14 protein-coding genes are annotated in these 14,475 nt (G+C 46.8%); 5 read left to right on the forward strand and 9 right to left on the reverse strand.

What is annotated here, in order from left to right; all coding sequences use genetic code 11:
• The first annotated feature begins 208 nt into the window (after positions 1 to 208).
• Positions 209 to 1,063, forward strand: a complete 855-nt coding sequence (locus FTU86_RS02790) for a DMT family transporter (protein WP_163141807.1) — start codon at positions 209 to 211, stop codon at positions 1,061 to 1,063.
• On the opposite strand, the gene FTU86_RS02795 is transcribed toward FTU86_RS02790, so the two are convergent.
• On the reverse strand, positions 1,026 to 1,259 hold the full coding sequence (locus tag FTU86_RS02795; RefSeq protein ID WP_005178570.1) for a hypothetical protein: 234 nt from the start codon (positions 1,257 to 1,259) through the stop codon (positions 1,026 to 1,028). The genes FTU86_RS02790 and FTU86_RS02795 overlap by 38 nt on opposite strands.
• A gap of 97 nt (positions 1,260 to 1,356) precedes the next feature.
• Complete coding sequence (gene nfsB, locus FTU86_RS02800) at positions 1,357 to 2,010, reverse strand: oxygen-insensitive NAD(P)H nitroreductase (RefSeq protein ID WP_005178567.1); 654 nt, start codon at positions 2,008 to 2,010, stop codon at positions 1,357 to 1,359.
• Between the two features lie 248 nt (positions 2,011 to 2,258).
• On the opposite strand from nfsB, the gene hpaI reads away from it, so the two are divergent.
• A complete protein-coding gene (gene hpaI / locus FTU86_RS02805; protein WP_075166833.1) occupies positions 2,259 to 3,053 on the forward strand; it encodes a 4-hydroxy-2-oxoheptanedioate aldolase in 795 nt (264 codons plus the stop codon).
• A gap of 63 nt (positions 3,054 to 3,116) precedes the next feature.
• Here the strand turns inward: hpaI and FTU86_RS02810 are convergent, their stop codons facing one another.
• Positions 3,117 to 3,836, reverse strand: coding sequence for a UDP-2,3-diacylglucosamine diphosphatase (locus tag FTU86_RS02810; protein WP_016659048.1), 720 nt, complete (start codon positions 3,834 to 3,836; stop codon positions 3,117 to 3,119).
• 57 nt (positions 3,837 to 3,893) lie between these two features.
• The gene (locus tag FTU86_RS02815; protein ID WP_005178561.1) at positions 3,894 to 4,403 is read right to left on the reverse strand and encodes a peptidylprolyl isomerase; all 510 of its coding nucleotides are present in this window, start codon (positions 4,401 to 4,403) and stop codon (positions 3,894 to 3,896) included.
• A gap of 166 nt (positions 4,404 to 4,569) precedes the next feature.
• On the opposite strand from FTU86_RS02815, the gene FTU86_RS02820 reads away from it, so the two are divergent.
• Positions 4,570 to 6,294, forward strand: a complete 1,725-nt coding sequence (locus tag FTU86_RS02820) for a glutamine--tRNA ligase/YqeY domain fusion protein (protein WP_016659047.1) — start codon at positions 4,570 to 4,572, stop codon at positions 6,292 to 6,294.
• Positions 6,295 to 6,434: 140 nt separating this feature from the next.
• Here FTU86_RS02820 and FTU86_RS02825 read toward each other — a convergent pair whose 3' ends face one another.
• Positions 6,435 to 6,965: a lecithin retinol acyltransferase family protein gene (locus tag FTU86_RS02825; RefSeq protein ID WP_005178558.1), complete on the reverse strand. Its 531-nt coding sequence runs from the start codon at positions 6,963 to 6,965 to the stop codon at positions 6,435 to 6,437.
• A gap of 84 nt (positions 6,966 to 7,049) precedes the next feature.
• Between FTU86_RS02825 and FTU86_RS02830 the strand changes: the two genes are divergently transcribed.
• Positions 7,050 to 7,898 carry a phosphodiester glycosidase family protein gene (locus FTU86_RS02830; protein ID WP_180048557.1) on the forward strand — a complete coding sequence of 283 codons (849 nt, stop codon included), beginning with the start codon at positions 7,050 to 7,052 and terminating at the stop codon, positions 7,896 to 7,898.
• Here the strand turns inward: FTU86_RS02830 and FTU86_RS02835 are convergent.
• The 4 genes from FTU86_RS02835 to putA all read right to left on the reverse strand — a co-directional run bounded on the left by FTU86_RS02835 (position 7,885) and on the right by putA (position 13,861).
• Positions 7,885 to 8,139: a hypothetical protein gene (locus FTU86_RS02835; protein WP_180036781.1), complete on the reverse strand. Its 255-nt coding sequence runs from the start codon at positions 8,137 to 8,139 to the stop codon at positions 7,885 to 7,887. The genes FTU86_RS02830 and FTU86_RS02835 overlap by 14 nt on opposite strands.
• 166 nt (positions 8,140 to 8,305) lie before the next feature.
• Positions 8,306 to 8,530: a hypothetical protein gene (locus FTU86_RS02840; protein ID WP_005178553.1), complete on the reverse strand. Its 225-nt coding sequence runs from the start codon at positions 8,528 to 8,530 to the stop codon at positions 8,306 to 8,308.
• 243 nt (positions 8,531 to 8,773) lie between these two features.
• Positions 8,774 to 9,856 carry a tRNA (uridine(54)-C5)-methyltransferase TrmA gene (gene trmA, locus FTU86_RS02845; protein ID WP_087662276.1) on the reverse strand — a complete coding sequence of 361 codons (1,083 nt, stop codon included), beginning with the start codon at positions 9,854 to 9,856 and terminating at the stop codon, positions 8,774 to 8,776.
• 252 nt (positions 9,857 to 10,108) lie between these two features.
• Positions 10,109 to 13,861 (reverse strand): trifunctional transcriptional regulator/proline dehydrogenase/L-glutamate gamma-semialdehyde dehydrogenase, encoded by a 3,753-nt coding sequence (gene putA, locus FTU86_RS02850; RefSeq protein ID WP_180036782.1) that lies wholly within the window; start codon positions 13,859 to 13,861, stop codon positions 10,109 to 10,111.
• A gap of 129 nt (positions 13,862 to 13,990) precedes the next feature.
• On the opposite strand from putA, the gene FTU86_RS02855 reads away from it, so the two are divergent.
• Positions 13,991 to 14,473: an Lrp/AsnC ligand binding domain-containing protein gene (locus tag FTU86_RS02855; RefSeq protein WP_005178547.1), complete on the forward strand. Its 483-nt coding sequence runs from the start codon at positions 13,991 to 13,993 to the stop codon at positions 14,471 to 14,473.
• The last annotated feature ends 2 nt before the right edge of the window (positions 14,474 to 14,475 follow it).

Raw genomic sequence — 14,475 nt, forward strand, 5'->3', positions numbered from 1 at the left:
TAATGGAGAAATCTAATCGGTATGTTATACCTGAGAGACGGATGAGGAGTTACCCAAGGGTTGTAAAAGGAAAACCTCAAAAATACCCAAGAAAAAGCCAGTCAATCTCTTAACTGACTGGCATTACACATTGCGTGGGCTTTTCTGTATCTGAACCGCTATAGTGCAGCAGAGCAGATCACATAATGCATATAAATAAGAGTAGATCATGGAACTGATTTTAGCAGCGGCCATTTGTAGTGTGGTGGTGTCGATTCTCTTGAAAGTCGCAAAGAACCGCGGCTATTCACCTTTGCAGATGATCAGCTGGAATTATGCCTCGGCCAGTGTACTCTGTTTCTGGTGGTTTCAGCCTAATGTACAACAGCTGTCCCTCACCGAAACGCCGTGGCTGCTGATTCTGGCCTTAGGGGTATTATTGCCAAGCGTATTCCTGTTTTTAGCCAAAGCATTACAAACTGCCGGAATTTTAAAAACCGAAATTGCCCAGCGGCTGTCGGTGGTGCTGTCTTTAACTGCGGCCTATTTTATTTTCCAGGAACAGTTTAATAGCCTGAAAATTGTCGGGATTGCGTTGGGGATTGCAGCGGTACTGTGTATTTTATATTCGCATCGTGGCGGTGCATCGTCCGCCCAGGCGGGTATGCTGTATTTGGCTTTGGTCTGGGTCGGTTATGCGCTGATTGATGTGTTGCTGAAATACACCACCGGTTTAGGCCTGCAGTTTGCGCTGGTATTGAACCTGATGTTCATCTGCGCTTTTATTTTATCGTTGGGGTATATTCTGATTCAGCACAAAAGCTGGGGCAGTGGCAAAAATATAGTGGCAGGCTTAATTTTGGGGATGCTGAATTTTGCCAATATCGCGTTTTATGTCAAAGCACATATGGCTTTAAAAGATTCACCGGCGGTTGTATTTGCCGGCATGAATATTCTGGTGGTAATTTTAGGGGTAATCAGCGGTTTGCTGTTCTTTAAAGAAAAATTAAAACCCAGCACCGCCATTGGGCTGGGGCTGGGCATCATTAGTGTGATGTGTTTAGCTTATGCGATGACGGCTTGAATTTGATGAAGCTGGCAGCAAAAATCAGCGGATGTTTGATCAGGTCCTGAAGTTCGGCAATGCCCAGTAACAGACCGGCTTTCTGGCAGCTCGGACAATGAGGATAATGGCGTTTTTCCTGCTGATATTGATGCAAATACAGTTTATTGCATTGACGACATTCAAACTTCATTGGGAGCTGGGCAAGGATAGACATCTTTCTTCTCCGGTCTATTATTATTGTGTTGTGAAAGGGAAAGCAAAAATCAAGCCGAAATCAGGGACTTTCGTCCCTGTATTATGTAATGTAGTTCTTACAATTTGGTGAAAATTTCATCTTTATTCAGGCGTGACTTGGGTAGTTTAGCATTAAAGTCCTGCTCACTGCGATAGCCCAAGGTCAGCAGCACCGATGGAATTAAACCCTTGTCCTGTAATTCTAGTTCTTCTGTCAGAATCTGTTCATTAAAGCCGCCAATCGGGGTGGCATCTACACCTTCAATACCGGCAGCCAGCAACATCTGACCCAAGGCAATAAAGGTCTGGTTTTCGGCCCAGCGCTGAATATCACCTTTTTCATTGCGGTAATAATCCACATATCCGCTACGGCTGTCTTTCTGGCCCTGCTTGGCGCTGGCATCTTTAAAACGGCCGCTGACATCATCTTGCTGCAACAAATTGTCCAGATGTTCATCGCTAATATCGGCTTTGGTACAGAACAAAATGGTGTGAGAAGAATCTAAGACTTTAGGCGCATTGTAGGCATATTTCCCGACCAGGGCTTTGGCAATGCGCTGCTTGGCTGCATCATGCTCGGCAATAAAAAAATGCCAGGGCTGGATATTAATAGAAGAGGGGGTAAAACGGAGAATTTCGAGAAAGCGTTCAAACTGCTCTTGAGGAATTTTTTTTGCAGGATCATAGGCTTTGGTGGTATAGCGGCTGCGTACGACGTCGAGCAAATCCATAAAGATACTCCAGCAATAAGGATAAATTGAGAAAGGCTGAACCTTCAGCATCATACGCCATTTTGATGGCTTTGATGGCATATTCGCTGCAATTTTATTGTCAAAATTAACCTTAAAATGTGCTCATCGTATTTTCAGTTATTGCCCGATTAAGTGTTAAATCAAATCACAACAGCGGTTTTGAATATTGGCAATTTTTAAAAATCGGCATTTAATGGAAGTAGGTGTGGACTATAGCGAGCCTGTCGATGGACTATCGTAATCACTTTAAACATAAATTAAAAACCCAGCAGCAGATTGGTTTATGGGTCGGTCTGGCCGATGCCTATGGCACTGAAATTGCGGCCAATGCCGGTTATGACTGGTTGCTGATTGATGGGGAACATGCGCCCAGTGATTTAAGAACCACACTGGCCCAGCTGCAAAGTATTGCGGCCTATCCGTCACAGGCGGTGGTCCGTCCGCCAATTGGCAGTGTGCAGCTTATTAAACAGTTGCTGGATATTGGCGCACAAACCTTATTGATTCCGATGGTGGAAACCGTGGAGCAGGCCGAACTGATGGTTAAAGCAGTGCGTTATCCACCGGAAGGGATTCGCGGTGTAGGTGCGGCTTTGGCACGTGCCACACGCTGGAACAGTATTCCGGATTATTATGCCACTGCACATGAAAATATCTGTTTGCTGATTCAGATTGAGTCAGTTACAGGGCTGGAAAATCTGGATAACATCTTAAAAGTCGAGGGCATTGATGGGGTATTTATTGGCGCAGTAGATTTATCTGCCACTATGGGTTATGAAGGCAATCCGAACCATCCTGACGTGCAAAACGCAGTGGTTGATGCAATTCAACGAATTCGCGCATCGGGTAAAGCGGCCGGGATTTTATCGACTCAACATGACGTGACGCAAAAATATATTGAACTGGGTACCGAATTTGTCGCTGTCGGTGTCGATACCAGCGTATTAATGAATTCCTTGCGTGAGCTGCTGGCCAAATATAAAACCGGAGCGAGCTGGGTAAAACCTGAAGGGGGGTATTAAGCGGTCATTATTAACCTGACAGATGATGCAGGAGGTGGGGATTTATAGTCATCCACCTGCTGCTTAATAGGTCCAGCGTTTCAGTTGCAGGTGAGTGGTAGGCTGTTCAGGATCAATTTCCAGAATCAGTGCCTCATGCGCACGCCAGTCCCCCAGCACAATCCGCTTTTTGCCATTCAGCTCATGGATGGCTGGTCGATGGGTATGACCATGAATCAGTACATCCACCTCGGCCAAAGCCTGCGTTACCGCAGCCGGATTCACATCCATCACTTCATACGATTTAACTTCTTTAGAAGCGCGGCTTTGTTTGCGAAAACCGTTGGCCAGTTTGCTGCGAAAGGACAGCGGAGTTTTTCTTAACAGACGCAGCACGAGCGGATGACGGATAACTTTTTTAAAGCGCTGATAGGATACATCATCGGTGCACAAGGCATCGCCATGTTCCAGACGATAGCGGGTCTGGCCAATAGTGAGGGTGTCAATTTCAGGTAATAATTGCCCGTTAAACTGCTGTAAAAAAACCTCATGCAGTGCGAAATCGCGGTTGCCGACCTGAAAATACAGCTGATTGCCTGCGGCATTAAACTGTTTTAAAGCGCTGACAATTTCATCCAGCCAAGGGGCGGTGTAGTCATCGCCAATCCAGGCATTGAACCAGTCGCCTAAAATATACAGCTGGGTGTTTTGATCCTGATAAGCACGTAATAAATCTAAAAACCCCCGAACGAGTCGAGGGTGATCAGGTGACAAATGTAAATCTGAAATAAACAGATAGGTCACAATCTTTTCCTTGGAATCTCCCAACGCCCTTAAATAACGGGAGGTTGAGAGGGATTCTTATTCAGAAATGATCTTGGCAGATTCGATGACCACATTTTCTAGTGGAACATCAGCGTGGTAACCACGGTTGCCTGTACGTACGCCTTTGATTTCAGCAACTACATCCATACCTTCAACTACTTTACCAAATACGGCATAACCCCAACCTTGTGCAGTTTTGCCCGTGTGGTTCAGGAAGGAGTTGTTTTTCACGTTAATGAAGAATTGAGCAGATGCAGAGTGCGGAGCCTGGGTACGCGCCATTGCAATGGTCCCTTCGTCATTGCTCAGACCGTTGTCTGCTTCGTTTTCGATTGAATCACGGGTTGCTTTTTCTTTGAAGTTTTCATCAAAGCCGCCGCCTTGAATCATGAAACCATCGATGACACGGTGGAAAATTACGCCATCATAGAAACCGTCACGAACGTATTGAAGGAAGTTCTCAGCAGTTTTAGGTGCTTTTTCAGTGTTAAGCTCAAGAACAATACGACCTTTGTTGGTGTTTAATTCGACTTGAGGAAAACTCATTGTGTTATCTCCTAATCATGGACAAAAAAGCCATGGGTTTTTTGGTTGAGAGAAGCATAAGCAAACTGTAAACTACAAGGCAAGTAAAAACGTTATTTTCTTTGTTAAAAAGTGGGAATAGCGTTTTAATTATCCTAAATTTTTATCTAGAAGTGATTTATTAACTATGAAGCCGAATGATGCTGTTTCATCTCTGCCTAACACCCCGACACCAAGTAACCATGCCTCTGTCGATGCTGCGCAGCAAGAACAACAGCCGGGCTTAGATTTTGTGCGTCAGGTCATTACCGATGATCTGGCAGCAGGCCGTACTGAAAAAGTGATCACACGTTTTCCACCAGAACCGAACGGTTACTTACATATTGGTCACGTGAAAGCAATTTGCCTGAATTTCGGGATTGCCGAAGAATTTAACGGTTTATGTAACTTACGTTTTGACGATACCAACCCGGATGCCGAAGAACAAGAATATGTAGATGGTATTGCCAACGACGTGAAATGGTTGGGCTTTAACTGGAATGGCGAGCCACGCTATGCATCAAGCTATTTTGACCAGCTGTATAGCTGGGCGGTGCAGTTAATTGAACAGGGTGATGCCTATGTCGATTTGCAAACTCCTGAAGAAATCAAGCTGAATCGTGGTTCATTTGTCGAGCCGGGTAAAAACTCACCATACCGTGATGCGTCTGTAGAAGACAACCTGGCGCGTTTTGAACAGATGCGTAATGGTGCGCTGGGCGAAGGTCAGGCGGTATTGCGTGCCAAAATTGATATGGCATCGCCAAACGTACATATGCGTGACCCAATTTTGTACCGTGTGCTACATTCCGAGCATCACCAGACCGGTGACAAATGGAAAATGTACCCGATGTACGACTATGCGCATCCATTATCCGATGCGATTGAAGGCATTACTCATTCACTGTGTACGCTTGAATTCCAGGATCACCGTCCGTTCTATGACTGGGTGGTGGAAAAGGTAAAATCAGCGGCAGTACCACGTCAGTATGAATCCAGCCGTTTAAACGTCGATTACACCATTACCTCAAAGCGTAAGCTGCGCCGTCTGGTGGAAGGTGGTTTTGTTAAGGGTTGGGACGACCCGCGTATGCCAACTGTAGTGGGTATGCGTCGTCGTGGCTTTACTCCGGAAGGCTTGCGTGATTTCTGTAAGCGCGTTGGTGTGTCGAAGTCTGACGGGATTGTCGATGTGGCAATGCTGGAATACTGCATCCGTCAGTCGCTAGAAAATACCGCAGCGCGTGGTATGGCCGTGCTGAATCCATTAAAAGTGACGTTAACCAATCTGCCAGCAGAAATGGATCTGACTCATTCGCGCCATCCAAACGTAGATATGGGCGAGCGTGTCATTCCGCTCACCTCTGAAATCTATATTGACCGTAAAGATTTCGAAGAAGAGCCACCGAAAGGCTTTAAACGTCTGATTCCGGGCGGTGAAGTGCGTTTACGTCATGCTTATGTGATCAAGTGCGACGAAATCATTAAAGATGACAAGGGTGAAATTATTGAGCTGAAATGTTCAATCGACCCTGAAACTTTAGGTAAGAATCCGGAAGGCCGTAAAGTAAAAGGCGTGATTCACTGGGTATCTGCCACTAAAGGCGTGAAAGCTGAAGTGCGTATTTACGACCGTCTGTTCACCGAATCTGACCCAGAAGTCGGCGATGACTTCCTGGCGAATCTGAATCCGGACTCATTGAAAGTGGTACAAGCGGTTATTGAGCCGGCTTTAGCGCAAGCGCAAGCAGAAGATCGTTTCCAGTTTGAACGTGAAGGTTATTTCGTGGCGGATCAGTATGATCATTCCAGCGAAACGCCAGTGTTTAACCGTATTCTGGACTTAAAAGACAGCTTCAAACCGGGCAAATAAAAGCGCATTTTGCTAGATGATTGAAAAAGCCTGCTGGACTCAGCGGGCTTTTTTATGCGGTGTTGAAAATGGAAAGTAAACGTTGAAAGGAAGTAGCACGTTAAATTAAAAAAAATTTGATTTACAGATGATCCGGTGTGTTATTTCTTTTCATCGCGTTTATAAAACAGATGGGTCGGCATCTGCATTTTGGCTTTGTCGCGCAATTTCTTTTTAATATACAGCACCAGGGCAAAACAGGTGGTGGTCAGGGTCAGCATCATGCTGTTCATATAGCTCATTAAGGAGCTGACATAACCAATGGTGGTTAAGCGGTTCATCATCCGGAAGACTTGCGGACTGCTTTCCACGCCGGTAATGGCCCAGGTGCATAAATGTTCGCAGTTGTTGATAATCAGGTGATAATTATTTTCATGCATCCGTGAACGCATCCGGCGCACCACTTTACGGCCTTTATATTTGGGTTGATCATAATGCTGCACATGCACCGGTTTGCCATGACTGAACTTGTCTAGGCTGGTGATTTCAATCGGATGTTTTTTAAATAAATGCGCAAAACCGGAATAATGAATGACACGACCACGTCCAGCATAAATCCCGTGGTGGGTATAGCCGAAATGTTTGACAATCAGATGCGCCCCTAAAGGGAACCGTGTGTTCTGCTTGAGCATTGTGACATTAGTAAAGTGACAGGTGTATTTTAAAGCTCTAGTGTACTGCTTCTTGGCACAAGAATCGACAGGGTGGCGACAAGAATGGCTGAATTATACAACGATGAACAGGGAACAGATGCAATGAAAAAGTTAGGACAGTACTTTGCACGAGTTACTGCCAAACCGCTGTTAAAACTGCTGATTCTGCTGGGTGCTTGCAGTGCAAACTGGGCACAGGCACAGCCGCAAATCTACAGCTGGCAGCTGAAACATAGGCTGGGTGATTTTGATGTCACGGAAATCCGATCAATGGCGCAGCTGAAGCTGGTATTAAAGAATACAGCACAGCAGCCCTATCGTTATTTCACTACGCTCCAGGATGATCTGCAACCGTGCCAGCAGCTGGAATTTGCCATGAATGCCGGGATGTTCCATGCCGATTATGCACCCGTCGGGCTGTATATTGAAGAGGGCAAGAGGGTAAGCCAGTTAAATACCCAGACCCAAGGCTGGGGCAATTTTCTGATTCAGCCGAATGGGGTACTGGCCTGGGACAAGCAGCCACTGTTGATGACCACCCAGCAGTATCAGCAGGCCAATGTGCAACCGAAATATGCCACCCAATCTGGCCCGATGCTGGTGATTGACGGAAAAATTAACCCAAACTTTATTCCGGATTCCGATTCCAGAAAAATCCGCAATGGCGTTGGGCTGAAAGACGCCACCCTGTATTTTGTGATCAGCCAGCAGCCAATAAATTTTTATGACTTTGCCCGGCTGTTTCAGCAGCAGCTTAAGACACCGAATGCGCTGTACTTGGATGGTTCAGTATCTTCTGTGTATATTGCGGCCTTAAAACGCCATCGCCAGTACCGCGCAGTTGGCCCGATGCTGGCGTATATTGATGATTCAGCCTGCGCGACTGAGCCAGAAAAATCTACTGGCCAATAATGCCCAGGGTCTGGGTTTGCTGGCTGCAGAGGCGTTTGGCATCTTCAGTCGACATTTCTTTGATTCCGGCCTCAAACTGTTTTTTCTGGAATTGACGTTGTTCTTCCGAAAGCCCCCTTTTTGTGCTCAAGCTGTCCATCTTGTCCCAGGCTTCTTCACATTCTGCCGGCATACGGTCGCAGCCTGTGAGGGCCAGGCAGAGCAGTGGAAGGGTAAGAGCGCCGATCATTTTGTTATTCATAGCGGTATCCTTATTGTTATGTATTGAATTAAAAATACGATCAAGACTGATCTAAGCCCTTGAGCATACATGAAAAAAATTTCAAAACTAAGAAATCTGATTAAAATCAGACCAATAAAAAAGGCACCTAGAAATTCTAAATGCCTTTTTCTGTGGTCAGACTCTGCTATTGCAGGGGTAAATGTTGAAGTTCATTCAACTCTTTACGGCTATAGCCGCGCGAAGCGAGAACCTTTTTAATACCGATAATCACATCTTCATCTGTCGCTTTTGCTAAAGCTTCAAGAAGCTGTTCATTTGTCTTACAAGAGCAATCATTTTCAACACAAGCAATCTGATTCTTATGCTCGTTTTGCTGTTCCTGAGCGAACAGCTTTTGCCAAAAACTCATAGAGCCTTCATTTGCAACCTAACATAGCTCGAAATATAGCCAATTTAAAAATTAATGCAAGTCGACTAAAGTGATAAAAGCAGCAAACAGACTCTAGAAATTTCGATAGCTTGTAACAGTTTAAACGTAATTATGATGGCTATAAGCCTTGATTATAACTAAGTTGCTTATTTTTATAAGAAAAAAGGAAGATTAAAAAATCTTCCTTTTCGGACTGAATAATATAATTTGAAACAAATTGTTTTAGATCTTTTCCAGTAAGACACCAGATTCCACATGATGGGTATAAGGGAATTGGTCAAACAGGGCAAATTGGGTGATCTTGTGGGTGCTGGCCAAAGTCTGCAAATTGTCATGCAGCGTATCCGGATTACAGGAGATATAAATAATCCGCTCAAAACGCTGCAACAGTTTTAAGGTTTCGGCATCAATACCGGCACGTGGTGGGTCTACAAACACGGTATCAAACTGATAGCTGGACATCTCAATGCCGGCTTCCTGCAAACGGCGGAATTCACGCTCGCCGTTGTAGGCCTGGGTAAATTCTTCGGCAGATAAACGCGCCACCTGAATATTGTCAATCTGGTTCTGCTCAATATTCCACTGCGCCGCATAGACTGAAGATTTGGCCAGTTCTGTGGCTAAGACGCGATTAAAACGGGTCGACAGCGGCAGGGTAAAGTTACCATTGCCACAGTACAGCTCTAACAGGTCCTGATTGGCGTGTCCGGCGGCTGTACAGGCCCATTCCAGCATGTGCTGGCAAACGCGCGCATTCGGCTGGGTAAAGCTGCTTTCAATCTGTTTGTATTGATACTGGCGTTCAAAGACTTGCAGTTCTTCCACCACAAACTCATCGCTCAGTACCAGTTTCTGGCCACGGCTCCGGCCAATAATTTTAATCTGCAGTTGCTCGGCCAGCTGTTTGGCCAGCGCTTCCCACTCTGCAGTTAATGGACAGCGATAAATCAGTGAAACTAGCATTTCACCTTTTAAGGTTGCCAGAAAATGCACTTCAAACAGGCGATTGGATAACAGCGGTTCTGCTTTTAAGGCATTCAGCAGTACCGGCATTAACTGGTTGATGCTAGCATCAGCAATTGGAAATTCATCAATTCGAATGACTTTTTTGTTCTGCTGCTCATCGCGTTCAAACATGGCATAAAACAGGTCATCTTCGGTATGCCAAATCCGGAATTCTGCACGCATACGGAAATGCTGTTCAGGCGAGGCAAACACCTCCAGCGCTGGAGGATTAAATTCGGCAAACTGTGCAGAAATACGTGCAACTTTGGCATCAAGTTGTTGCTGATAAGATGAAGTCATATGCAGTAAAAATCACAAACCCATTGAAACAGGGGATGGTAACAAAGTTTCAGGCAGATGCCTAAAGATATTCTGTGCAAACCTTAAATTGCGGTAGCGTGACGGGAGAAATCGAGCTTCGGCTCAACAGATCGGTAGATTAAAGCCGGGAAATAGATCACTTGCGAGAGCAAAGATAAAAAAAGCCAAACCAACAGAGACCAGGGAGAGTTGGTTTGGCAAAGAGGGATAACACCATGAAAAGGGGTGGCTTTAATCCAGCGTCATCAGGCTGGCGTTCCCTCCAGCTGCAGCAGTATTAATGCTGATGGCCCGTTCAATCACCAGACGTTCCAGCGGAATTTTCGGATCATTCAGTTTGAGATGGCTGATGCCGACAATCGCTCCGGCACGCTGCGCTACCGTTTGCTGTAACTCCAGCAATTGCACCGAGCTGCCATGATGCAGCACTGCATCATAATCGCCATGCAGCAAGTCTGGGATCACGCGAATCCGCTGGGCAATCTCTGGCGGCATTTTCGGCAGATATTTCAGCATGAAGCGGTTTTCTGCCAGAACCACCGGCTGACTGCCGACTGCAAAAATCGCCAGTAACTGATGAATCTGATCCAGCTCCTGTTCAGCCAGGGATAGCACGGCATGGCGTGGCAAAATCGTATACTGGTTACTTTCACCGGTTGGACCAGTCAGGTTAAAACTCTGACCCGTGGCAATTTTCTCCGGTAGTTGAATCAGCTGCTGCGGGAACTCGGCCTGTACCCAGTCCACCAATTGGTTATACAGGGCAGGCATTGCTGCTGCATGTAGAGTCTGCGCCGCAAATGGTTGAGCCAGTTTTTTCTGCGAGCAGTATTGCATTAAGCGGTAGAGATACAGTGGTCCACCGGCCTTAGGTCCGGTCCCCGACAGGCCTTCGCCGCCAAAAGGTTGCACCCCGACCACAGCACCGACAATATTACGGTTGATATACAGGTTGCCGACCTCGGCTTGGGCAATCACGCTATGAATGGTTTCATCAATACGGGTATGCAAGCCCATGGTCAGGCCATAACCTTTGGCATTGATTTGCGCCAGCAGTTGATCAAGCTGTCCATAACGGTAGCGAATCACATGCAGTACCGGGCCAAACACTTCGCGCTCCAGATCATCCAGATGCGGCAGTTCAATCAGCGTTGGTGGTACAAAAGTGCCGTGTTGCAAGCTTGCATCGCTTTGCTTATTCCACATCAACTGATGCACCGGATAGCCCTTAATGCGCATTTTTTCAATATGACGCTCAATATTGTTCTGCGCTTCCAGGTCAATCACCGGACCAATGTCGGTTTTTAGCACATAAGGATTACCCACGCGTAACTGCTGCATGGCACCTTTGAGCATAGTCAGCACCGTGTCGGCATTATCTTCCTGCACACATAAAATTCGCAGGGCCGAGCAGCGCTGACCGGCACTGTCGTAAGCAGAGCTGACCGCATCCAGAATCACCTGTTCAGTCAGGGCTGAAGAATCAACAATCATGGCGTTTTGCCCGCCAGTTTCCGCAATGAGCGGAATGGCACCACCAGTCTGGCTTAAACGTTTGGCCACGGTCTGATTCAGGATTTTGGCGACTTCAGTCGAGCCGGTAAACATAATGCCCTGAATCCGTTCATCCTGACTCAGCTGCGCACCGACTGTTTCACCGCGTCCCGGCAGCAGTTGCAGTACATTTTGCGGAATGCCAGCATCCCATAAAATCTGCACCGCTTGTGCTGCAATCAGTGGGGTCTGCTCGGCCGGTTTGGCCAGAACGGTATTGCCAGCCACCAGCGCTGCGGCAATCTGGCCGCTAAAAATCGCCAGCGGGAAATTCCATGGGCTGATACACAGCACCGGCCCTAGCGGAATGATCTGGGTATTGATGTCCAGATCACGCATTTGCGCGGCATAGTAGCGCAGGAAATCAATTGCTTCACGCACTTCGGCAATGGCATTGCCATAGGTCTTGCCACTTTCGCGGCAGAGGAGCAGCATGAGCGGTTGCAGGCGTGCCTGCATTAAATCGGCAGCACGTTCCAGACATTGTGCGCGTTCATGTTTGGAAATATTGGCCCAGACGGCTTGTGCCTGTACCGCATTTTCTAGGGCCTGATTGACCTGTGCTGCTGTGGCTTCCTGTACATGACCAACAATATCCTGATGCTGAGCCGGGTTTAAAATCGCGTGTACATCGGCACTGTCTTGGGTGGTTAAGCCTTCACCCATGGGCAGGGCAGTCCATTGATGCTGATGCAGATTCTGCGCGGTTGCATTTAATGCCGCCAAGTCCTGATCATTGGCTAAGTCCAGTCCAGCAGAGTTGTCGCGCTGCGCGCCGTACAGTTCATGCGGTAAGGGAATTGCCGGATGTTTCTGGCCGACTTTCTGTTCCTGTTGAGCTGTGGCTAAAATGGTCTGATGCGGATTTTCGATCAGATCTTCAATGTTTAGGGTCTTATCGGCAATACGGTTGACGAAAGAGGTGTTGGCACCATTTTCCAGCAAACGACGTACCAGATAGGCCAGCAGGGTTTCATGGTTACCGACTGGTGCATAAATACGACACGGCACACCGAGTTTCTGCTGCTGTTTCGAGCCGACCACATTTTCATACAATGGCTCGCCCATACCATGCAGACACTGGAATTCGTATTGGCCAGCGTAGTAACGCGCTGGATCGGCCAGATGATAAATCGTGGCCAGCGTCTGGGCATTGTGAGTCGCAAACTGTGGATAAATCTGTTCCGGTGCCGCCAGTAATTTTTTCGCACAGGCAATATAGGACAGATCGGTATGCACTTTACGGGTAAACACTGGATAATCTGACATGCCATCAATTTGCGCTTTCTTGATTTCGCTGTCCCAATAGGCGCCTTTCACTAAGCGAATCATCAGGCGTTTCTGGCTGCGTTTGGCCAGATCAACCACATAATCCACCACATAGAAGCAGCGTTTCTGGTAGGCCTGAATCACAAAGCCAATGCCTTTCCAGTTATCCAGTGCCGGTTCAAAACACAGACGCTCCAGCAACTCTAAAGACATTTCCAGTCGTTCAGATTCTTCGGCATCAATATTCAGGCCAATATTATAGTCTTTGGCCAGCACCGCCAGTTGCAGCACCTTGTCATACAGTTCGGTATGCACGCGGTCAATTTGAGCACGCTGATAACGTGGATGCAGGGCAGAGAGCTTGATCGAAATCCCCGGGCCGGTATAAACATCTTTATCTTTAGAGGCCTGGCCAATGGCGTGAATGGCATTTTGATAGTCATCAAAATAACGCTCTGCATCGTGTTCGGTCAGGGCCGCTTCACCGAGCATGTCATAAGAATAACGGAAACCTTTTTCTTCTAACGGTTCGGCATGTTGCAGGGCTTCGCTAATGGTTTCACCAGTCACGAACTGCTCACCCATCATCCGCATCGCCACATCTACCGCTTTACGGATAATGCCACGGCCACTGCGCGCCAGCAGGCCAGTCAGAATACCGCTTAAGCTGTTCTGTTTCGGGGTTTCCATCAGCTTGCCGGTCAGCATTAAGCCCCAGGCCGCTGCATTCACAAACATCAGGTTACTTTGACCTAAATGCTCTTTCCAGTTGCCCTGGTTGATCTTGTCGCGGATCAGCAGATCACGGGTTGCGGTATCAGGAATACGTAATAGCGCTTCGGCCAGACACATCAGGGCGATGCCTTCTTGTGAAGAGAGGGAGAACTCTTGCAACAGGCCTTGCACCAGACCGGCTTTACCGCTGGAATTTTTACGTTCACGCAGGGAGTGGGCCAGCTGAAAAGCCAGCTCATAAATCTGGCTGTTCAGTGCATCAGGAATTTCACTGTGCTCGAGTAAATGGCTGACACATTCACTTTCAGGGCGACGCCATGCGGTATTGATGGCAATTTCTGCCTCATTTTTTTCTTTGAATTCAGTGATGTAATCCAAATGCGGTTTTGCGTCGTCGAAATGGGTTTCGCTATCCATCATGTTCATGCCAACATCCTGTGACGATATATTTTAGTTGAACGGTGTACCTTATATAATTTATGATCACAGAAAATATGCCGAATAACTCACTATAATTTTTGTTATTTTTAGAGATAAATACGGATTATGAATGGAATGATGAGCCTGGATCGCACTGACATTAAAATTCTGGATATTCTGCAAAAAGATGGCCGGATTTCAAATATTAAACTGGCAGAAGCCGTCAATTTATCGCCAACTGCTGCGCTGGCGCGGGTACAGAAACTGAGTAAAGATGGCTTTATTTTGGGCTATGAAGCCAAGCTGAATCCGGAGTTGCTGAATAGCAGTTTTGTGGTATTTGTGGAAATTTTGCTGGATAAAACCACGCCGAATGTACTGGAGGAATTTTCAGATGCGATTTTGCAGCATCCGGAAATTGTGGAATGTCACATGATTAGTGGTGGTTTCGATTTTGTAGTCAAAATCCGCTGCGCCAATATGGAAGAATTCCGTAAGATTTCCGGGCAAATTTTATGGCAGTTGCCGGGGGTGAAAGAAACCCGCAGTTATCCGGTGATGGAAGTGATTAAGGAAAGCTCGCAATTGAAACTGAAATATCAGCACAAGGCCAAATAAAC

Origin of the sequence: Acinetobacter sp. YH12155, from assembly GCF_013418255.1 — a bacterium.
Taxonomy (GTDB): Bacteria; Pseudomonadota; Gammaproteobacteria; order Pseudomonadales; family Moraxellaceae; genus Acinetobacter; species Acinetobacter indicus.